The organism is Enterobacter cloacae complex sp. CDL013, from assembly GCF_049238805.1.
Lineage (GTDB): Bacteria > Pseudomonadota > Gammaproteobacteria > Enterobacterales > Enterobacteriaceae > Enterobacter > Enterobacter hormaechei_C.
On record NZ_JBMKGT010000014.1, the window covers coordinates 1 to 19149 of the forward strand.

Below are 19149 nucleotides of genomic sequence, written 5' to 3' on the forward strand. Positions count from 1 at the left end.
ATTACGCTTTCCCGCTTCAGAGTCAAGCGTTTGTTTTGCTTTTCTCTGCTGACCCGGCGGCTTGCGTGCCGTTGTTCCGTGTCAGTGGAGGCGCATTATAGGGAGTTATTCTGAGGCTGCAAGTGCAAAGTGAAAATTATTTACCGACTGCTCACTTTCCAGGCAAAACACATCTCAGACATTAATTCTTGCCTGGTTTTTAAACAAAAACGAGCCGCAAGCGGCCCGTTTTTGCGTTTTGTGACTTACTGCACTGCCACAATTCGGTCTTCGTTGGCTTCCAGACGGATAACTTTGCCCGGAACCAGCTCCCCAGAGAGGATTTGCTGTGCCAGCGGGTTTTCGATCTGCTGCTGGATAGCACGTTTTAACGGACGCGCGCCATAAACAGGATCGTAACCATTCTCGCTCAGCAGTTTCAGCGCATCATCCGAGATGTGGATTTCATACCCACGCTCTTCCAGACGTTTGTACAGACGCTGCAACTGGATCTGCGCAATCGACGCAATGTGTTTCTCACCCAGCGGATGGAACACGACCACTTCATCAATACGGTTGATGAACTCCGGACGGAAGTTTTGGCTGACCACACCCAGCACCAGATCTTTCATATGGCTGTAATCCAGCTCACCGAAGCGTTCCTGAATCAAATCGGAACCCAGGTTCGAGGTCATGATCACCACCGTGTTACGGAAGTCGACCGTTCTTCCCTGCCCATCCGTCAGACGCCCATCATCCAGCACCTGCAACAGAATGTTAAACACGTCAGGATGTGCCTTTTCTACTTCATCCAGCAGGATGACGGAATAAGGACGACGGCGAACCGCTTCCGTCAGATAACCGCCCTCTTCATAACCGACATATCCCGGAGGCGCACCGACCAGACGCGAGACGGCGTGTTTCTCCATAAACTCGGACATATCGATACGCACCATCGAGTCATCGCTGTCGAACATAAAGTTAGCCAGCGCTTTACACAGCTCGGTTTTACCGACACCGGTTGGCCCCAGGAACAGGAACGAGCCGATTGGACGATTCGGATCGGACAGCCCCGCACGGCTACGACGAATGGCGTTAGATACCGCTTCGACCGCTTCGTTCTGTCCAATGACGCGCTGATGCAGATCCTGCTCCATACGCAGCAGTTTCTCGCGTTCGCTTTCCATCATGCGAGCCACAGGAATACCCGTCCAGCGCGCCAGCACTTCGGCAATCTCGGCATCCGTCACTTTATTACGCAACAGACGCATGGTTTTGCCTTCCGATTGCGTGGCGATCTCAAGTTGTTTTTCCAGCTCAGGGATCTTGCCGTACTGTAGTTCGGACATCCGTGCCAGATCCCCTACGCGACGCGCCTGCTCAATGGCAATTTTAGCCTGCTCCAGCTCCGCCTTGATTGTCTGGGTGCCAGAGAGGGAGGCTTTCTCAGCTTTCCACTCTTCTTCCAGCTCAGAATACTGACGCTCTTTCTCGTCCAGTTCTTCGTTGAGCATATCAAGGCGTTTCTTGCTCGCTTCATCAGACTCTTTGTTCAGCGCCTGCTGTTCCAGCTTGAGCTGGATAATACGGCGATCGAGTCGGTCCAGCTCTTCCGGTTTCGAGTCAATCTGCATACGGATGCTGGACGCCGCTTCATCGATAAGGTCAATGGCTTTATCCGGCAACTGACGGTCGGCAATGTAACGATGCGAAAGCGTCGCCGCCGCAACGATGGCCGGGTCGGTGATCTGCACGTGATGGTGCAGCTCATAACGCTCTTTCAGACCACGCAAAATGGCGATGGTATCTTCTACGCTTGGTTCAGCGACAAACACCTTCTGGAAACGACGCTCCAGCGCGGCATCTTTTTCAATGTACTGACGGTACTCGTCCAGCGTAGTGGCGCCGACGCAGTGAAGTTCACCGCGCGCCAGCGCAGGTTTCAGCATGTTCCCGGCATCCATTGCGCCGTCAGCTTTACCCGCCCCCACCATGGTGTGCAGTTCGTCGATAAACAGGATGACGTTACCTTCCTGTTTCGCCAGATCGTTCAGCACGCCTTTCAGACGCTCTTCAAATTCACCGCGGTATTTCGCCCCGGCCACCAGCGCGCCCATATCCAGCGCCAGTACGCGACGGCCTTTCAGCCCTTCGGGCACTTCGCCATTAACGATACGCTGCGCCAGCCCTTCAACGATGGCGGTTTTACCGACGCCTGGCTCACCAATCAGCACCGGGTTGTTTTTGGTACGACGTTGCAGTACCTGGATTGTCCGGCGGATTTCTTCGTCGCGGCCGATCACCGGGTCAAGTTTGCCCTGCTCGGCACGTTCGGTCAGGTCGACCGTAAATTTCTTCAAAGCCTGACGTTGGTCTTCGGCTCCCTGGTCGTTCACGCTTTCACCTCCGCGCATTTTCTCAATCGCCTGGGTCACATTAGCGGTGGTTGCACCGGCGGATTTCAGCAGGTCGGTTAAGGTACCGCGTGATTCAAGCGCCGCCAGAACAAAGAGCTCTGACGAAATAAAGTTGTCCCCACGTTTTTGCGCCAGCTTGTCGCAAAGGTTCAGCACGCGCACCAGATCCTGCGACGGCTGCACGTCGCCGCCGGTACCTTCGACCTGCGGTAAACGGCTCAGCGCCTGATCGATGGCGGTGCGTAACTGGCCGGCATTAATGCCAGCGGACGTTAATAAAGGACGTACCGATCCCCCTTCCTGATTCAGCAAGGCGCTCATTAAATGAAGAGGTTCGATAAATTGGTTGTCGTGCCCCAGTGCAAGGGACTGGGCATCGGCGAGAGCAAGCTGGAATTTATTAGTAAGACGATCCAGACGCATAACTCCTCCCATAACAGGTCAAATTTGCTACTGGAGATTAAATGAGGTCATCCCTCAATTATTCAAGGTTAATAACCTGAATTATGTGAAAAGAAAACGGCGCGTACCGGATCGTCTTGATTCTTTAGGTTATATCAGCCAAATGAAACTTGCCATACGGCCTGTCGTCTTGTCGCGGCGATAGGAGAAAAAATCACCCTTTTCGGTGAAGGTACAGCGATCTCCGCCGAAGATTTGGGTCACACCGACGTTATTCAGGCGCTGGCGGGCAAGCTGGTAAATATCGGCTAGATATTTATCTCCGGAAGCCACAAACGCTTCGACCGCTTGCGGATCTTTTTCCATAAAGGCATCGCGCACTTCGGGCCCGACCTCAAATGCCTGCGGGCCAATCGCCGGGCCAAGCCAGGCGATGAGATTTGCAGAATCGTCCTGGAAGCAGGCGACGGTCTCTTCCAGCACGCCTTCGCACAGGCCTCGCCATCCGGCGTGAGCAGCAGCCACTTCAGTTCCTGCCTGATTGCAGAACAACACCGGCAGGCAATCAGCAGTCATCACCGCGCAAACCGTTCCCGGCGTATTGCTGTACGAAGCATCGGCGCGTTTAGACGCATAGGGCTCACCCGTCAGCTTAAGCACCGCTTTACCGTGCACCTGCTCAAGCCAGACCGGTTTTGAAGGAAGGTTTCCCGCAGCAAAGAGGCGTTTACGGTTCTCTTCAACGTGCTCCAGGTTATCGCCACAATGCGCACCGAGGTTCAGAGACTCCCACGCGCCCTGGCTCACGCCACCGATACGGGTTGAACTACAGGCGGCCACGCCTTCAGGCAGTGGCCACTCCGGGACAATCAGTTTGGTCATAACCAGTCCACGTGATCCTTATGTTCTTCGAAATCTGCGCGCATCGCGTCGATAAGTTCCACCATATCCTGTGGGATCGGCGCATGCCATTCCATCTGAATTCCGGTGATTGGGTGGTAAAGACGCAGCATCGTCGCATGCAGCGCCTGGCGATCGAATTTACGCAGCACGGAGATGAATTCATCCGATGCGCCCTTTGGTGGACGCGGACGACCGCCGTAAACCGGGTCACCCACCAGCGGATGGGTAATATGCGCCATGTGCACGCGGATCTGGTGAGTACGCCCGGTTTCCAGGCGCAGACGCAGGCGGGTATGAATACGGAAATGTTCCATGATGCGGTAATGGGTTACCGCCGGTTTACCCATCGGGTGTACGGACATATGCGTACGCTTGGTTGGGTGACGGCTGATAGGCTCTTCCACCGTGCCGCCAGAGGTCATATGACCAATCGCCACCGCTTCATACTCACGGGTGATTTCGCGCAGTTGCAACGATTCCACCAGGCGAGTCTGGGCGGGAATCGTCTTCGCCACTACCATCAGACCCGTGGTGTCTTTATCCAGACGGTGAACAATACCGGCACGCGGTACGTCGGCAATCGGCGGATAATAATGAAGGAGTGCGTTAAGTACCGTACCGTCAGGATTGCCCGCGCCCGGGTGAACAACAAAGTCGCGCGGCTTGTTGATGACCAGAATGTCGTCATCTTCGTAGACGATATCCAGCGGGATATCCTGCGGCTCGAAGCGGATTTCCTCTTCGATTTCAGCATTGATGGCGACAGCTTCCCCACCAAACACTTTCTCTTTTGGTTTGTCCCAGATCTTGCCGTTTACCAGCACGCGCTGGTCAAGGATCCATTCTTTTATGCGTGAACGCGAATAATCAGGGAACAATTCGGCCAAAGCCTGATCTAAGCGTTGACCGAGCTGATTTTCGGAGACTGTTGCGGTGAGTTCTACTCGTTGTGCCATAAACTGCTTCTTCGTTTAACGTTGGGTTTTACGGCTTTGCCGTTTAATATAGTGTGCTATTGTAGCTGGTCTTAATCGGGAGCAGGAACTGAGTTTCTCCCGGACAAACATTTGAGGAAAGTCAAAACGTCATGACGCGCATGAAATATCTGGTGGCAGCGGCCACGTTGAGCCTGGCTTTGGTGGGCTGCTCCGGTTCGAATGAACAGGTCCCTGACAATCCGCCGAATGAAATCTATGCGACTGCACAACAAAAGTTGCAGGACGGTAACTGGAAACAGGCGATAACGCAACTGGAAGCGTTGGATAATCGCTATCCGTTTGGTCCGTATTCGCAGCAGGTACAGTTAGATCTTATCTACGCCTACTACAAAAATGCCGATCTGCCGCTGGCTCAGGCAACGATCGATCGTTTCATGCGTCTGAACCCTACCCATCCTAACATCGATTACGTGATGTACATGCGCGGCCTGACTAACATGGCGCTGGATGACAGTGCATTGCAGGGCTTCTTCGGGGTGGATCGTTCTGACCGTGACCCGCAACATGCGCGTGATGCTTTCAATGACTTCTCCAAACTGGTGCGTAGCTACCCGAACAGCCAGTACATTACCGATGCCACTAAGCGTCTGGTGTTCCTGAAAGATCGTCTGGCGAAATATGAGTACTCCGTTGCGGAATACTACACCCGCCGTGGCGCATGGGTTGCCGTGGTTAACCGTGTAGAAGGCATGCTGCGTGATTATCCGGATACCCAAGCCACGCGTGATGGCCTGAAGCTGATGGAAAATGCGTATCGCCAGATGCAGATGACGGCTCAGGCTGACAAAGTGGCGAAAATCATCGCCGCGAACAGCAGCAACACCTGATACCGCTACAACGCATAACGGCAGCCCGCGGGCTGCCGTTTTTTTATTCTTTCAGACTTACGCTGAAGCGGTTTAGCTTCAACACATCCATTCAACTATGACCGCAATTGTTGGCTTCGACAATGTAAATCTCACCTCTTCCTGCCCTGCCTCACAAAAAAGATTCCCTGACAAAAACCGACAAAATAACGTGATCTAAATCACACATTTTGACATTGGGTCGGGTATGCTGGAATCACCAAGACGGAAAGACAAGAGGTAAAATTTATGACAATGAACATTACCAGTAAACAAATGGAAATTACTCCGGCAATCCGCCAGCACGTCGCAGACCGTCTCGCCAAACTGGATAAATGGCAAACACATTTGATTAATCCACATATCATCCTGTCCAAGGAGCCGCAGGGTTTCATCGCTGATGCAACTATCAATACTCCAAACGGCCATCTGGTCGCCAGCGCAAAACACGAGGATATGTACACCGCAATTAACGATTTGATCAACAAGCTGGAACGGCAGCTCAATAAAGTGCAACACAAAGGTGAAGCACGTCGCGCCGCAACCTCGGTGAAAGACGCCAGCTTCGCGGAAGAAGTTGAAGAAGAGTAATCCTCTAAAATTGAGTGTACCGACAACGCGCCTTCGGGCGCGTTTTTTATTGACAGGATCAAAACAGTGCAGGTACTTTAACCCTATCATTTTCAGGATGACCTTATGAAACAGACGCCGTTTTTCTTCGCATTCTTTTTTACCTTCCCCTGACCGGGAGGCGTTTCGTCGTGTGATAAAGAATGCGAAGACGAACAACAAGGCCTCCCACACCGGGAGGCCTTTTTTATTGATAACGATAAAATGAGACAGACAACACTATGACACCGGAAAACCCGCTCCTGGATTTACGCGTAAAAATCAGTGCACTCGACGAAAAATTACTGGCCCTGCTGGCCGAACGCCGCGCGCTCGCCATTGAAGTGGGCAAAGCGAAGCTCGAGTCCCATCGGCCGGTGCGCGATATCGATCGCGAACGTGATTTACTGGAACGGTTGATTCAACTCGGCAAAGCGCATCATCTGGATGCGCACTACATCACCCGCCTGTTCCAGCTCATCATTGAAGATTCCGTTCTGACGCAACAGGCCCTGCTCCAGCAGCATCTGAACAAAACCAACCCGCACTCTGCTCGTATCGCTTTCCTCGGCCCGAAAGGCTCCTATTCTCATCTGGCGGCTCGCCAGTACGCAGCCCGCCATTTCGAAGAGTTTATTGAGAGCGGTTGCGCGAAATTTGCAGACATTTTCAACCAGGTCGAAACCGGCCAGGCAGATTACGCCGTGGTGCCTATTGAGAACACCAGTTCCGGCGCCATCAACGATGTTTACGATTTGCTCCAGCACACCAGCCTGTCGTTAGTCGGCGAGTTGACCATCCCTATCGATCACTGTGTGCTGGTCTCTGGCTCAACCGATCTGAGTCAGATCGAAACGGTGTACAGTCACCCGCAGCCGTTCCAGCAGTGCAGCCAGTTCCTGAACCGTTATCCGCACTGGAAAATTGAGTACACCGAAAGCACCTCGGCGGCGATGGAAAAAGTGGCGCAGGCAAACTCTCCTGCCGTCGCGGCTCTCGGTAGCGAAGCGGGCGGCGCGCTGTATGGCTTACAGGTGCTGGAACGCAATCTGGCCAACCAGACGCAGAATATCACCCGTTTCGTGGTTCTGGCCCGCAAGGCCATCAACGTGTCGGACCAGGTCCCGGCGAAAACCACCCTGTTGATGGCGACCGGCCAGCAGGCGGGTGCGCTGGTTGAAGCGCTGCTGGTGCTGCGTAATCACAACCTGATCATGACGAAGCTGGAATCCCGCCCAATACATGGCAACCCGTGGGAAGAGATGTTCTATCTCGACGTTCAGGCCAACCTGGAGTCTGCATCCATGCAGAAAGCCCTGCGCGAACTGGGCGAGATCACACGCTCCATGAAAGTGCTGGGCTGCTATCCGAGCGAAACCGTGGTCCCGGTCGATCCGGCTTAATGTTCGATAAAGCGGCTTTTCTTCATCCCTGCCACATTTACAGGCAGGGTGAAGATGGCACCGGAAAGCGGGTATTTCTCCAGCTCCTCCGCCTCCATATTTTCCCGCGTGGTGGTGATAAACAGCGTTTTCATATCGTCGCCGCCAAAGCAGACCATTGTCGGGCAGCGTACCGGCAGCCGGTGCTCTTCCAGCTGTTCGCCTTGCGGTGAAAACCGTGCGATACGCCAGCCGTCAAACAGTGCGCTCCAGTAGCAGCCTTCCTCATCCATTGCCGCACCGTCGGGAATACCGTCTCCCTCGCTAAACCGGCGAAACTCTTCGCGCTTACCGGGTTCCCCCTGCACATCAAGCGGCGTACGGTAGATCACACCGTTCGGTGTATCAGAAGTAAACATCCACCGTTTGTCAGGACTAAACGCTAAACCGTTATGCCCCTGGATATCGCACTGGATCACTTTCGGCGTCAGGTCGTTGTCGATACGCATCAACATGGCCCCGTTATAATCTCCCGCCCCCCAGAACGTGCCCGCATAAAACCGTCCCTGATGGTCGGTGCCTCCATCGTTAAAGCGTGCAAGCTGCGGGTTGGACGGGTTATCGCAAACCTTACGCTGGAGCAGGCCGTGTTTATCGGTCAGCCAGATGGCATTTCGCATTGCGACGATAAATCCGCCGCGTTCACGCAGGGCAAAACACCCAACTTCTTCATGGAATGAGAGCACCGAGTGTTCCGCGGTGGGCAGATGGTACCGATGGATCTCCCCTTCCAGGATATCCGCCCAGTAGAGCGCCTTCTCTTCTGCACTCCACGTCGGGCATTCAGGCAGATGCCCGGTATAGTTCAACAGCAGCTGCGGTTCAGCCATGACAGTTCCCCAAAATGAAAAAAGCCAGCAATGCTGGCTTTCAGTATATACATCATTAGATTACTGGCGACTGTCATTTGCCTGGCGCAACAGCGTGCGGCTTTCACTCTGGAATCGCGTGGCGTAATCACCGAACCAGTGCTCCACTTTACGGAAACTGTCGATAAACGCTTGTTTATCGCCGTGTTCCAGCAAGGTGATCGCTTCGCCAAAACGCTGATAGTAGCGCTTGATCAGCGCCAGGTTATTTTCAGACGACATGATGATGTCGGCGTAAAGCTGTGGATCCTGGGCAAACAGTCGCCCCACCATCGCCAGCTCCAGACGATAGATTGGCGAGGAAAGCGCCAGCAATTGTTCAAGCTGAACGTTCTCTTCCGCCAGGTGCAGACCATAGGCGAAGGTTGCAAAGTGGCGCAGCGCCTGAATAAACGCCATGTTCTGATCGTGCTCAACCGCACTGATACGGTGCAAACGTGCCCCCCAGACCTGAATCTGTTCCAGGAACCACTGATACGCTTCCGGCTGACGACCGTCGCAGTAAACCACTACCTGCTTCGCCAGGCTGCCGCTGTCCGGGCCAAACATCGGGTGTAACCCAAGCACGGGCCCGGTGTGCGCCGCCAGCATTGCCTGTAGAGGACCATTTTTAACGGACGCCAGATCCACCAGAATGCAATCTTCCGGCAGCGGAGGAAGTTTCGCGATAATCTGCTCCGTCACATGAATCGGTACGCTGACGATAACCATTCCGGCATCCTTCATGAGTTCCGGTGCATGCGGCCAGTCCTCTTTTTCCAGGATGCGCACCTGATAGCCAGAAAGCGTCAGCATTTTTTCAAACAGACGCCCCATCTGGCCGCCGCCACCGACAATCACCACCGGACGCAGCGACGGACAGAGGGTTTTGAAGCCCTTGTCGTTTTCGCTGGAATAGGATTCCCGCATCACACGACGCAGGACATCTTCAATTAAGTCCGGTGAAACGCCCAGCGCCTGTGCCTCTTTACGGCGGGAGGCGAGCATAGAGGCCTCACGCTCCGGAACGTAAATTGGCAGGCCGTATTTGCTTTTAACTTCGCCGACCTCAGCAACCAGTGCCATGCGGCGCGCCAGCAGGTCCAGCAACGCCTTATCCACTTCATCAATTTGATCGCGTAATGCGGTCAATTCAGCAACCATAACTATCCTCTTATGCCAGACGCGTCGCCAGCTGGCCGTTCAAATCTTTGTGGATCTCACGCAGTAGCGCATCAGTGGTTTCCCAGCTGATGCAAGCATCCGTGACGGAGACGCCGGGCTTCATCGCGCTACGCGGCTGTTCCGATGACTGATTGCCTTCATGAATATTACTTTCAATCATCAGGCCGATAATTGAACGGTTACCATCTTTAATCTGTGCAATCACAGATTCTGCAACCGCAGGCTGGCGACGGTAATCTTTATTCGAATTACCATGACTGCAATCTACCATCAGCGCCGGACGCAGTCCCGCCTGTTCCATCTCTTTTTCACACTGCGCGACATCCGCCGGGCTGTAGTTTGGCGCTTTACCGCCGCGCAGGATCACATGCCCGTCCGGGTTGCCCTGAGTTTGCAGCAGGCATACCTGGCCCGCCTGGTTGATCCCGACAAAACGATGGGGCATAGCGGCGGCGCGCATGGCGTTAATCGCCGTAGCCAGGCTGCCGTCGGTACCGTTTTTAAAACCAACCGGCATAGACAGGCCAGACGCCATCTCGCGGTGGGTTTGCGACTCGGTGGTGCGCGCCCCAATCGCAGACCAGCTAAACAGATCGCCGAGGTACTGCGGGCTGTTCGGATCCAGCGCTTCGGTTGCCAGCGGCAGCCCCATGCTGACCAGCTCCACCAGCAGGCGACGCGCAATCTTCAGGCCCGCTTCCACATCAAACGAGCCATCCATGTGCGGATCGTTAATCAACCCTTTCCAGCCAACCGTAGTACGTGGCTTTTCAAAATAGACGCGCATCACCAGATAGAGGCTATCGCTGACCTCCTCCGCTAATGCTTTAAATCGACGAGCGTACTCAATGGCGGTTTCAGGATCGTGAATGGAGCAAGGACCACATACCACCAGCAGGCGCGGATCGCGGCCTGCGATAATGTCAGAAATAGTCTGGCGCGAGTGCTCAATCTGAGCTTCCTGCGCGACGCTCAGCGGGAATTCCGCCTTCAGTTGATCTGGGGTGATTAACACCTGTTCGTCAGTGATATGTACGTTGTTCAGCGCGTCTTTTTGCATGATTGCGATCCTGTCAAACTCGTTTGCGATAGTGGTTTTCCTCAAAGAGGTGACACAACGATATCACATCAAGTAAAGATTTCAATCCAAAAAACGTACACATTACTTTACAGAAGTCCTTTAATTGCAAAATTCATGGCCTAAAACCGTAAATTTAAAATTACACACGCACACTTGTAAGCCAGGCTATGCTCACAAAAAGGAGAATAGCCATGCGTTCAATTACTCTCATGTTGTTGTCGCTGATTTTGTCGGGTTGCCAGATCAATCCTTATACTTTTCAGCCTGGCTGGACCAGCCCGGACTGGTTCACTGCCGGTAAAGAAGACGCTATGAATGGTGTTCCGGTTAAAGATAACCAGGCGCTGGCCGATAGTTTTAATGACCCTCAGGTTGATCGAGGGGAATATCTTCGTGGCTACGCTGACGGACAGAAAAAAATATGCGAAGAGGGCTTTATTCACGCCTGGGGATTAGCGGGAAAATCATTTCCTGCCAGCTGCGATACAACTGAAAATGCAGTAAAACTGCATGAATCCTGGCAACAAGGATTGGATGAAAGTATGCGTTCCAGCAGGCTTAATTGAGCCTGCCTTAATTCCTCTGAATATAGCTCACTGTAAGATTTAGCTTAGGTCAAAACAGGGATATTTCTGACATAATGACGGCTTTGATAAACAATGGTATTCTGCCGACAATTCTTAAGGACATCTATTTCCGGGGCGGTTTGGCGGATTCTGATGAGAAATGCAATCTTGATCGCTTTGCTCCGACTCCCCCTGGCGCTAATGCTGTTCATTTTAGTGGCCCCTGCAAAGGCAGGCTCGTTCACTGAAACGGATAAATCAGTACGTTCGATTGTTTCTGGTATTGTGAGCTACACCCGATGGCCAGCACTGTCTGGCCAGCCTAAGCTCTGTATTTATGCCTCTTCCCATTTCAGACAGGCGCTCAGCAGTGAAGATGAACACAACCCGTTGCCCTATAGTCCTGTCATTGTGCATAGCGATCGGGAAGCACTCACAGCAAGGTGCGATGCCCTCTATTTCGGGAGCGAGTCGCCAGCAAAACAACAGGAAATAATAAATCAATATCAGGACCAGGCGTTGCTATTAATGTCAGAACAAAATCCTGAATGCGTTATTGGCAGCGCATTTTGTCTGATAATAGAGCACAACCAGGTCAGGTTTTCCGTAAATCTGGATGCGCTGGCGCGCAGTGGCGTAAGAGTCAATCCGGATGTATTAATGCTCGCACGGAATAAGAAGCATGAATAAGGAAGTCGTACCAACACCGCGTCCGACGTTTAAAAGAACGTTGCGGCGAATCAGCATGATAAGCGTCATTATAACGATGACGTTTATATGGTTGCTGCTGTGTTTCGCTTCCGTGGTGACATTAAAGCAATACGCGCAAAAAAACCTCGAACTTACCGGCGCCACCATGAGCCACAGCCTTGAAGCCTCTCTGGTGTTCAACGATGCCATGGCAGCAAATGAAACGCTGGCGACCCTCGGCAAGCAGGGGCAGTTTGCCGTGGCGGAAGTGCTTAATGCACATCATAAACGGTTTGCCTGGTGGTCGTGGAACCCGGCGGATAATACCGACACGCTGGGCGCGCTGGTCAACCGGTGGCTGTTCCCTGTTCCTGTCGCACAGCCCATCATACATAACGGCAATGTGATTGGCGAAATTCGTCTGACCGCACGCGACAGCCTGATTAGCCACTTTATCTGGCTCTCGTTTGCAGTCCTCACCGGGTGCATTCTTTTTGCTTCTGCCGTCGCATTGACCATCACCCGCTCGCTACATCATGGCATGGTTGTTGAAATGCAAAACATCACTGACGTTGTGCATGACGTTCGCACCAACCGCAACTTTTCTCGCCGGGTAACAGAAGGCCGCATTGAAGAGTTCCACCAGTTTGGAGAAGACTTCAACAGCCTGCTGGATGAAATGGAAGAGTGGCAGCTCAAACTACAGGCGAAAAACGCTCAACTGTTGCGTACCGCCATGCACGATCCGCTCACGGGGCTTGCAAACCGCGCCGCGTTTCGCAACAACATTGCAGCATTAATGAATGACGCTTCGGCAAAAACCAATTCCGCCCTGCTATTTCTGGACGGTGATAACTTCAAGTTTATCAATGACACCTGGGGTCATGCCGCGGGTGACTGCGTTCTGATCGAAGCCGCAAAAAGGATGGTCGAATTTGGCGAAAAACGTCATCAGTCTTACCGTCTTGGCGGCGACGAATTTGCCATGATCCTTTACGGCGTCCACACCGCGCGTGAGGTCGAATATATTTGCGCTGCGCTGTCGCAGCAATTTATCCGTCCGTTTGATCTGCATAACGGGCACACAGCATCAATGTCACTCAGCATTGGCTTTGCTCTGGCGTGGGAAAATGCCTCCGTTGAGGCCTTACTGGAGCAAGCCGATCGCAATATGTATCTGGTCAAAAACCAGCGTTCGAAAACAATATCCTGAAAGGAAGACGATATGTTAAAGCGATATTTTGCGCCGTTGTTACTGGCATCACTGGCAATGTCCGGATGCCAGTCATCCCCTGAAGGGAAATTCACGCCAGAGCAAATCGCGGCCATGAAATCCTATGGCTTTAACGAACTGAATGGCGACTGGTCTCTGGGCCTGTCAGATAAGATCCTGTTTGATAAAAATGACGCCAGGCTGCGCCCGGAAAGTGAAACGCAGATCCAGACTATGGCCTCACGCCTGGCGGCAACCGGCCTGAACCACGCCCGGATGGATGGCCATACGGATAACTATGGCGAAGAGAGCTACAACGAAGTGCTTTCGTTAAAACGTGCCAATGTTGTGGCGGATGCCTGGGCGAAGGGCGCGAACATCCCGCGCAGCAACCTCACCACGCGGGGCTTAGGCAAAAAATACCCTGTCAGCAGCAACCGCACTGCACAGGGGCGCGCTGAAAACCGCCGGGTTGCGGTAGTCATCAGCACGCCTTAAGGCTATTTAACGGATGTTCCGGCGAGCGACACGCCTGAAACCGCTCGCCAGCGCAGCCAGTCAATCACAATAAAGACCACCAGACTGACGCCCATTACCGGCAACGCCAGCCCCAGCAGGAGGCTTATCAGGAACGTCACTCCCCTTCCCCACAGCGGCAATGCCAGCCAGCTTTGACAGAGCGTCTGTACCGGGTTCGCGGCTGACGTTGCAGGGCGACGCATCCACCACATCCGGTATCCCCAGATAATCAACACGCACAGCGCAACGCCAAACGCGATGAGCAGCAGCTGATTTGCCAGACCAAACAGGATCCCCATATGGAAATCCACGCCCCAGCGGGTGAGTTTAGCCATCAGCGGGAAATCCCCGAAGCGAGTGCTGTCCAGCACCTTCAGTGAGTGGGGATCCACGACAACGGCATCAACCTGCGTCGGCCAGCGGCGATCGATTTCCGTCACCGTCCAGGCCCGGTCGTCCCTGCTTGCCGGGCGGATCTCAACCTTTTTCGCATCAATTCCTGACTGGCGGGCGGCCTGCAATACGCTGTCAAAAAGCGACAGTTCAACAGGCATTTCAGGCATCGTCATTCCCCCGTGATGACCACGATGTTCGGCGTGTTCATCCCTCATTTCCGGCGCACCGGAAAGGGTGGTATTTACCTGCGGCGTCAGCCAGTTCATCTCTGCACGCAGCTTATCGACGTTGCCACCGGCCCATTGTGACCAGGTTAACCCGGTGACTGAGAACAGCAGCATTCCCGTCAGTAACGTCCAGCCTAAAATCACATGCAGGCGACGACGATTCTGGAAACGATTGTTAATACGGCGCTTCGGTCGGGTGTAGAACCACAGCGCGATCCCGCCCAGGGCAGCAACCCACATCCACGAGGCGGCTAACTCGCTATAGAGGCGCCCGATGTTGCCCAGCATCAGCGAGGTATGCAGATAATCGATAGTCTGACGCAGCGGTAAAATCCCGCTGGTGCCGTACACAGTCATATCCCCTCGAACCTCAAGGCTGGCGGGATCAATAAAAATAGCCCGATGCTCGGAGGGACCCAGCGCCGGGTCGGCAAACATCACGCGGGTCGTTTCACCCTCTTCCAGCCCCGGACGAACAGCATGTAAACGCAGCGCTGAACCCACGGCCTTTTCTGCCACGGCAATTTGTTCAGCAAGAGGCTGCGCCTCACCAACGGCATCCGTGTGGAGTGCATAATGGTACAGCGCATTTTCAAGCTGCGGCGTGGCGACATACAGCGTACCGGTCAGCGCTGCGAAGAAGATAAACGGACCGACAAACAGCCCGATATAGAAATGGAGGCGACGCAGCAGGTTTCCCCATGCCGCGCGCGGAGTGCAGGTAGTCATACTTTTCCTTTTTAAGGCAAAAAGTGAGTGATTTTGTTTTAAAGGGAGAAAGCAGACCGACGCGGCGGCGCGCGGGTATCGGGGTAAAGCCAGGGGAAGAAGTGCCAGTGGCTGACCGCCTGACGAGGCGGCTTCACGCGCAGCCGCTGCAACACCACGCTGAGCAGAACGATAAGCGCCAGCATCACGCCAGGCACATGCGCTAACAGCACGCAGTAGCCGCATGCTTCAGCATGGTCAACTGGCATAGAATGCGTCATATCACCATGATGCTCGTCCACCGACATCATGCTCATGTCGTGGTGCATGCCCGGCATGGCGCTCATGGGATCTTTTTGCAGCGAGACGGAGATCAGCGGCGCCACGACGATCAGCAGGATCGCAAACAGCGCGGTCAATGCCGCTGCGCGTTTCCAGCTATGCTGATGCAGTACGTTATCCACTTACCCTCCACCCAAGAGGCGAACATTGTAAATGATTTATGACGGAAGGGTTAACGCGAGAGGTGCGATGAGATAAAAAAAGGGCCAGCCTTTCGGCCAGCCCTTTCTAACAGGATGTCGCTTAAGCGAATCTTAGTTCAGACGCTCTTTAATACGAGCAGACTTACCAGTACGCTCACGCAGGTAGTACAGTTTAGCTTTACGTACAGCACCACGACGTTTAACAGCAATGCTGTCAACTACCGGAGAGTGAGTCTGGAAGACACGCTCAACGCCTTCGCCGTTGGAAATTTTACGAACAGTGAATGCAGAGTGCAGACCGCGGTTACGAATAGCGATAACCACGCCCTCGAATGCCTGCAGACGTTTTTTGGAACCTTCAACAACCCATACTTTCACTTCCACGGTGTCACCTGGACGGAAGGAAGGTACGTCCTGCTTCATCTGCTCTTGTTCAAGTTGCTTAATAATGTTGCTCATAATTTAATCTCTTATCCTGGGTAAACTGATATTCGGGAGCGTATTACGCTTTCCCATCATGTTCATGCTGCTGGTGCGCGTGTTCAGTTTTGAACTCGGCCAGCAACTTTGCTTGCTCTTCAGTCAGAGCCAGGTTTTCCAGAAGTTCAGGTCTTCTAAGCCAGGTTCGGCCCAGCGACTGCTTCAAACGCCAGCGACGTATCTCGGCATGGTTTCCAGACAGTAACACTGCCGGGACTTCCATCCCTTCTAACACTTCAGGACGAGTATAGTGTGGACAGTCCAGCAACCCATCGGCAAAGGAATCTTCCGTTGCCGAAGCTTCATGGCCCAGAACCCCCGGAATAAACCGGGCGACGGAGTCAATCAGCGTCATTGCCGGTAACTCACCACCGCTGAGAACGTAATCGCCGATAGACCATTCTTCGTCAATCTCGGTTTGAATTACGCGCTCATCTATTCCTTCGTAGCGACCACAGACCAGAATCAGTTTTTGATTCGTCGCCAGTTCGCTCACGCCCGCTTGATCAAGCTTGCGTCCCTGAGGTGACAGATAAATCACCTTCGCGCCTTCACCTGCCGCGGCTTTTGCTGTGTGAATGGCGTCCCGTAAGGGTTGCACCATCATCAACATCCCCGGTCCGCCGCCGTAAGGACGATCGTCCACGGTACGGTGCCGGTCGTGCGTGAAGTCACGAGGACTCCAGCTCTGGATGCTCAGCAGGCCATTCTTTACTGCCCGGCCAGTTACCCCGTAATCGGTAATCGCGCGGAACATTTCAGGAAACAGGCTAATTATGCCAATCCACATAGCGCCGTCTTTTACCGTTTATCCGGAGAATTTAAAAACCAGGATCCCAATCTACTTCAATGGTTTGAGTAGTGAGATCGACTTTCTTGATAACCTGTCCATCGAGGAACGGAACCAACCGCTCCTTGATGCCAAATGCATCTTTCAGGTTTGCCTTAATGACGAGAACGTCATTTGACCCGGTTTCCATCATGTCGATGACTTTCCCCAGGCTGTAGCCTTCAGTGGTCACTACCTGGCAACCCATAAGGTCTTTCCAGTAGTAGTCACCCTCTTCCAGCTGCGGCAACTGCGACGAATCCACGACAATCTCACAATTAGTCAGCGCATTCGCGGCATCACGATCGTCAATGCCTTTCAGCTTGATGATGATGTCCTGATTGTGGTGACGCCAGCTTTCCAGCTCGACCTCTTCCCACTTACCGGCTTTCTGGATAAACCAGGGCTGGTAATCAAAAATGCTATCAGCGTCTTCAGTGGAGGAAAACACTCTGAGCCAACCACGGATACCGTAGCAAGAACCCATTTTTCCCAATACGATCGGTTCAACAGGTGCTTTATTGCTCATCATGACCACCGTGACAGATTAAGCTGCTTTGTTTGCTGCTTTGATCAGCGTAGCAACGCGATCGGAAACAGTAGCGCCCTGGCCAACCCAGTGAGCGATACGATCCAGATCCAGACGGGTTTCTTCTTCTGCGCCAGCGGCCAGTGGGTTGAAGAAACCAACGCGCTCGATGAAGCGACCGTTGCGTGCATTACGGCTGTCAGTCACAACAACCTGGTAGAACGGACGCTTTTTAGCGCCGTGACGTGCTAAACGAATAGTTACCATAACATCCTCTTGTGTGAATAAAACAACCGGGCCCCATCGAGGAACGGAGCCCGGGTGTCATATTAAAAGCCCGAAAATTTTACTCATTTTCGGGCAAAAAGCAATCTCAAAAGCGATTATCGCCCAGGAAAACCGGGCGGCATCATGCCTTTCATGCCGCGCATCATCTTCGCCATGCCGCCTTTCTTCATTTTCTTCATCATGCGCTGCATGTCGTCGAACTGTTTCAGAAGGCGGTTTACGTCCTGCACCTGCATGCCGCAACCGGCAGCGATACGGCGTTTACGGGAACCTTTGATGATTTCTGGCTTCGCGCGCTCTTTCAGCGTCATCGAGTTGATGATGGCCTCCATACGCACCAGCACTTTGTCATCCATCTGGGATTTGACGTTGTCCGGGATCTGGCCCATGCCTGGCAGTTTGCCCATCAGGCTTGCCATGCCGCCCATGTTTTTCATCTGACGCAGCTGCTCAAGGAAGTCGGTCAGATCGAAACCGTCACCTTTTTTCAGCTTGCTGGCGAGTTTTTCCGCCTGGGCGCGGTCAACCTTGCTTTCAATATCTTCGATCAGCGACAGCACGTCGCCCATGCCGAGGATACGGGAGGCAATACGATCCGGATGGAACGGCTCCAGCGCTTCGGTTTTCTCGCCCACGCCGAGGAACTTAATTGGCTTACCGGTAATATGACGAATAGACAGCGCCGCACCGCCGCGGGCATCGCCGTCGACTTTGGTCAGCACCACGCCGGTTAACGGCAGGGCTTCGTTAAACGCTTTTGCGGTGTTTGCCGCATCCTGACCGGTCATGGCGTCAACAACAAACAGGGTCTCTACTGGATTGATAGAGGCATGAACCTGCTTGATTTCGTCCATCATCGCTTCGTCAACGTGCAGTCGACCGGCGGTATCCACCAGCAGCACGTCGTAGAATTTCAGCTTCGCCTCTTTCAGCGCCGCGTTAACGATGTCGACAGGCTTCTGGGCCACGTCGGACGGGAAGAAGTCCACGCCAACCTGCTCGGCCAGCGTTTCCAGCTGTTTGATCGCCGCCGGGCGATACACGTCCGCCGACACCACCAGCACCTTTTTCTTGTGCTTTTCGCGCAGGAATTTCCCCAGCTTACCGACGCTGGTGGTTTTACCCGCACCTTGCAGACCCGCCATCAGCACGACGGCCGGCGGCTGAGCCGCCAGGTTAAGCACCTGGTTCTCTTCGCCCATCGCCGAAACCAGCTCGTTACGGACGATTTTGACGAACTCCTGACCCGGAGTCAGGCTCTTGTTCACTTCATGGCCAACCGCTTTCTCTTTCACGCGGTTGATAAAGTCACGCACGACCGGCAACGCGACGTCTGCTTCCAGCAGCGCCATGCGCACTTCGCGCAGCGTTTCCTTGATGTTCTCTTCGGTGAGGCGTCCACGGCCGCTGATGTTGCGCAGCGTGCGCGACAAACGATCGGTTAAATTATCAAACATTGTCTCTCGCCTGGGGTAGAAACGTTAGGTCGCCTGGGCGACACATACACAGA

21 protein-coding genes and 1 other annotated feature are annotated in these 19149 nt (G+C 53.6%); of the genes, 8 read left to right on the forward strand and 13 right to left on the reverse strand.

Annotated features, from left to right (window positions below; translation table 11 throughout):
- Positions 1 to 245: 245 nt before the first annotated feature.
- The 3 genes from clpB to rluD all read right to left on the reverse strand — a co-directional run bounded on the left by clpB (position 246) and on the right by rluD (position 4657).
- Positions 246 to 2819, reverse strand: a complete 2574-nt coding sequence (gene clpB, locus ACOTXD_RS21145) for an ATP-dependent chaperone ClpB (protein WP_126501546.1) — start codon at positions 2817 to 2819, stop codon at positions 246 to 248.
- 129 nt (positions 2820 to 2948) lie between these two features.
- On the reverse strand, positions 2949 to 3680 hold the full coding sequence (gene yfiH / locus ACOTXD_RS21150) for a purine nucleoside phosphorylase YfiH (RefSeq protein ID WP_003863167.1): 732 nt from the start codon (positions 3678 to 3680) through the stop codon (positions 2949 to 2951).
- Positions 3677 to 4657, reverse strand: coding sequence for a 23S rRNA pseudouridine(1911/1915/1917) synthase RluD (gene rluD / locus ACOTXD_RS21155; RefSeq protein ID WP_023314684.1), 981 nt, complete (start codon positions 4655 to 4657; stop codon positions 3677 to 3679). Before rluD ends, yfiH begins: the two co-directional genes overlap by 4 nt.
- A gap of 131 nt (positions 4658 to 4788) precedes the next feature.
- Here rluD and bamD point away from each other — a divergent pair, with 131 nt between their 5' ends.
- The 4 genes from bamD to pheA all read left to right on the forward strand — a co-directional run bounded on the left by bamD (position 4789) and on the right by pheA (position 7556).
- Positions 4789 to 5526, forward strand: a complete 738-nt coding sequence (bamD, locus tag ACOTXD_RS21160) for an outer membrane protein assembly factor BamD (RefSeq protein ID WP_003863164.1) — start codon at positions 4789 to 4791, stop codon at positions 5524 to 5526.
- Between the two features lie 267 nt (positions 5527 to 5793).
- Entirely contained in the window at positions 5794 to 6135 is a 342-nt protein-coding gene (gene raiA / locus ACOTXD_RS21165; RefSeq protein WP_003863162.1) for a ribosome-associated translation inhibitor RaiA, read from the forward strand.
- A gap of 104 nt (positions 6136 to 6239) precedes the next feature.
- Positions 6240 to 6365 (forward strand) — a sequence feature (Phe leader region).
- On the forward strand, positions 6241 to 6288 hold the full coding sequence (gene pheL / locus ACOTXD_RS21170) for a pheA operon leader peptide PheL (RefSeq protein WP_100229775.1): 48 nt from the start codon (positions 6241 to 6243) through the stop codon (positions 6286 to 6288). It overlaps the preceding feature by 48 nt.
- Before the next feature lie 30 nt (positions 6366 to 6395).
- Positions 6396 to 7556, forward strand: coding sequence for a bifunctional chorismate mutase/prephenate dehydratase (gene pheA, locus ACOTXD_RS21175; RefSeq protein ID WP_023314685.1), 1161 nt, complete (start codon positions 6396 to 6398; stop codon positions 7554 to 7556).
- Here pheA and ACOTXD_RS21180 read toward each other — a convergent pair.
- Genes ACOTXD_RS21180 through aroF form a run of 3 tightly spaced genes read right to left on the reverse strand, consistent with a single transcriptional unit; the run spans position 7553 to position 10688 of the window.
- Positions 7553 to 8425: an SMP-30/gluconolactonase/LRE family protein gene (locus ACOTXD_RS21180; RefSeq protein ID WP_421766485.1), complete on the reverse strand. Its 873-nt coding sequence runs from the start codon at positions 8423 to 8425 to the stop codon at positions 7553 to 7555. The two genes, pheA and ACOTXD_RS21180, sit on opposite strands and share 4 nt — an antisense overlap.
- Before the next feature lie 60 nt (positions 8426 to 8485).
- Positions 8486 to 9607 (reverse strand): bifunctional chorismate mutase/prephenate dehydrogenase, encoded by a 1122-nt coding sequence (gene tyrA / locus ACOTXD_RS21185; RefSeq protein ID WP_022649060.1) that lies wholly within the window; start codon positions 9605 to 9607, stop codon positions 8486 to 8488.
- Between the two features lie 10 nt (positions 9608 to 9617).
- Positions 9618 to 10688, reverse strand: coding sequence for a 3-deoxy-7-phosphoheptulonate synthase AroF (gene aroF, locus ACOTXD_RS21190; protein WP_006811632.1), 1071 nt, complete (start codon positions 10686 to 10688; stop codon positions 9618 to 9620).
- A 212-nt stretch (positions 10689 to 10900) separates the two neighbouring features.
- Between aroF and ACOTXD_RS21195 the strand changes: the two genes are divergently transcribed.
- From ACOTXD_RS21195 to ACOTXD_RS21210, 4 genes are all read left to right on the forward strand, one after another.
- The gene (locus ACOTXD_RS21195; RefSeq protein ID WP_003863151.1) at positions 10901 to 11275 is read left to right on the forward strand and encodes a DUF2799 domain-containing protein; all 375 of its coding nucleotides are present in this window, start codon (positions 10901 to 10903) and stop codon (positions 11273 to 11275) included.
- Between the two features lie 153 nt (positions 11276 to 11428).
- The gene (locus tag ACOTXD_RS21200; protein WP_126501542.1) at positions 11429 to 11965 is read left to right on the forward strand and encodes a YfiR family protein; all 537 of its coding nucleotides are present in this window, start codon (positions 11429 to 11431) and stop codon (positions 11963 to 11965) included.
- Positions 11958 to 13178: a diguanylate cyclase DgcN gene (gene dgcN / locus ACOTXD_RS21205; protein WP_023323614.1), complete on the forward strand. Its 1221-nt coding sequence runs from the start codon at positions 11958 to 11960 to the stop codon at positions 13176 to 13178. Before ACOTXD_RS21200 ends, dgcN begins: the two co-directional genes overlap by 8 nt.
- 12 nt (positions 13179 to 13190) lie before the next feature.
- Positions 13191 to 13676: an OmpA family protein gene (locus tag ACOTXD_RS21210; RefSeq protein WP_047055250.1), complete on the forward strand. Its 486-nt coding sequence runs from the start codon at positions 13191 to 13193 to the stop codon at positions 13674 to 13676.
- A gap of 2 nt (positions 13677 to 13678) precedes the next feature.
- Here the strand turns inward: ACOTXD_RS21210 and ACOTXD_RS21215 are convergent, their stop codons facing one another.
- The 7 genes from ACOTXD_RS21215 to ffh all read right to left on the reverse strand — a co-directional run bounded on the left by ACOTXD_RS21215 (position 13679) and on the right by ffh (position 19096).
- Positions 13679 to 15049, reverse strand: coding sequence for a PepSY-associated TM helix domain-containing protein (locus tag ACOTXD_RS21215; RefSeq protein ID WP_048210560.1), 1371 nt, complete (start codon positions 15047 to 15049; stop codon positions 13679 to 13681).
- A 38-nt stretch (positions 15050 to 15087) separates the two neighbouring features.
- Positions 15088 to 15492, reverse strand: a complete 405-nt coding sequence (locus tag ACOTXD_RS21220; protein ID WP_003863141.1) for a DUF2946 domain-containing protein — start codon at positions 15490 to 15492, stop codon at positions 15088 to 15090.
- 132 nt (positions 15493 to 15624) lie between these two features.
- On the reverse strand, positions 15625 to 15972 hold the full coding sequence (gene rplS / locus ACOTXD_RS21225) for a 50S ribosomal protein L19 (protein WP_002914145.1): 348 nt from the start codon (positions 15970 to 15972) through the stop codon (positions 15625 to 15627).
- Between the two features lie 43 nt (positions 15973 to 16015).
- Complete coding sequence (trmD, locus tag ACOTXD_RS21230) at positions 16016 to 16783, reverse strand: tRNA (guanosine(37)-N1)-methyltransferase TrmD (protein ID WP_003863138.1); 768 nt, start codon at positions 16781 to 16783, stop codon at positions 16016 to 16018.
- A gap of 31 nt (positions 16784 to 16814) precedes the next feature.
- Positions 16815 to 17354 carry a ribosome maturation factor RimM gene (gene rimM / locus ACOTXD_RS21235; RefSeq protein ID WP_003863136.1) on the reverse strand — a complete coding sequence of 180 codons (540 nt, stop codon included), beginning with the start codon at positions 17352 to 17354 and terminating at the stop codon, positions 16815 to 16817.
- Between the two features lie 15 nt (positions 17355 to 17369).
- On the reverse strand, positions 17370 to 17618 hold the full coding sequence (gene rpsP, locus ACOTXD_RS21240; RefSeq protein WP_003863133.1) for a 30S ribosomal protein S16: 249 nt from the start codon (positions 17616 to 17618) through the stop codon (positions 17370 to 17372).
- A gap of 116 nt (positions 17619 to 17734) precedes the next feature.
- Positions 17735 to 19096, reverse strand: a complete 1362-nt coding sequence (gene ffh / locus ACOTXD_RS21245) for a signal recognition particle protein (protein WP_003863132.1) — start codon at positions 19094 to 19096, stop codon at positions 17735 to 17737.
- Positions 19097 to 19149: the final 53 nt, after the last annotated feature.

Bases quoted from the DNA above. Each gene is read 5' to 3' on its own strand.
- rluD (WP_023314684.1), bottom strand. From the start codon at position 4,657: ATGGCACAACGAGTAGAACTCACCGCAACAGTCTCCGAAAATCAGCTC.
- rimM (WP_003863136.1), bottom strand. From the start codon at position 17,354: ATGATGAGCAATAAAGCACCTGTTGAACCGATCGTATTGGGAAAAATG.
- ACOTXD_RS21210 (WP_047055250.1), top strand. From the start codon at position 13,191: ATGTTAAAGCGATATTTTGCGCCGTTGTTACTGGCATCACTGGCAATG.
- raiA (WP_003863162.1), top strand. From the start codon at position 5,794: ATGACAATGAACATTACCAGTAAACAAATGGAAATTACTCCGGCAATC.
- ACOTXD_RS21215 (WP_048210560.1), bottom strand. From the start codon at position 15,049: ATGACTACCTGCACTCCGCGCGCGGCATGGGGAAACCTGCTGCGTCGC.
- pheA (WP_023314685.1), top strand. From the start codon at position 6,396: ATGACACCGGAAAACCCGCTCCTGGATTTACGCGTAAAAATCAGTGCA.
- trmD (WP_003863138.1), bottom strand. From the start codon at position 16,783: ATGTGGATTGGCATAATTAGCCTGTTTCCTGAAATGTTCCGCGCGATT.
- yfiH (WP_003863167.1), bottom strand. From the start codon at position 3,680: ATGACCAAACTGATTGTCCCGGAGTGGCCACTGCCTGAAGGCGTGGCC.
- aroF (WP_006811632.1), bottom strand. From the start codon at position 10,688: ATGCAAAAAGACGCGCTGAACAACGTACATATCACTGACGAACAGGTG.
- clpB (WP_126501546.1), bottom strand. From the start codon at position 2,819: ATGCGTCTGGATCGTCTTACTAATAAATTCCAGCTTGCTCTCGCCGAT.
- tyrA (WP_022649060.1), bottom strand. From the start codon at position 9,607: ATGGTTGCTGAATTGACCGCATTACGCGATCAAATTGATGAAGTGGAT.
- rplS (WP_002914145.1), bottom strand. From the start codon at position 15,972: ATGAGCAACATTATTAAGCAACTTGAACAAGAGCAGATGAAGCAGGAC.
- ffh (WP_003863132.1), bottom strand. From the start codon at position 19,096: ATGTTTGATAATTTAACCGATCGTTTGTCGCGCACGCTGCGCAACATC.
- dgcN (WP_023323614.1), top strand. From the start codon at position 11,958: ATGAATAAGGAAGTCGTACCAACACCGCGTCCGACGTTTAAAAGAACG.
- bamD (WP_003863164.1), top strand. From the start codon at position 4,789: ATGACGCGCATGAAATATCTGGTGGCAGCGGCCACGTTGAGCCTGGCT.
- ACOTXD_RS21180 (WP_421766485.1), bottom strand. From the start codon at position 8,425: ATGGCTGAACCGCAGCTGCTGTTGAACTATACCGGGCATCTGCCTGAA.
- ACOTXD_RS21200 (WP_126501542.1), top strand. From the start codon at position 11,429: ATGAGAAATGCAATCTTGATCGCTTTGCTCCGACTCCCCCTGGCGCTA.
- ACOTXD_RS21195 (WP_003863151.1), top strand. From the start codon at position 10,901: ATGCGTTCAATTACTCTCATGTTGTTGTCGCTGATTTTGTCGGGTTGC.
- rpsP (WP_003863133.1), bottom strand. From the start codon at position 17,618: ATGGTAACTATTCGTTTAGCACGTCACGGCGCTAAAAAGCGTCCGTTC.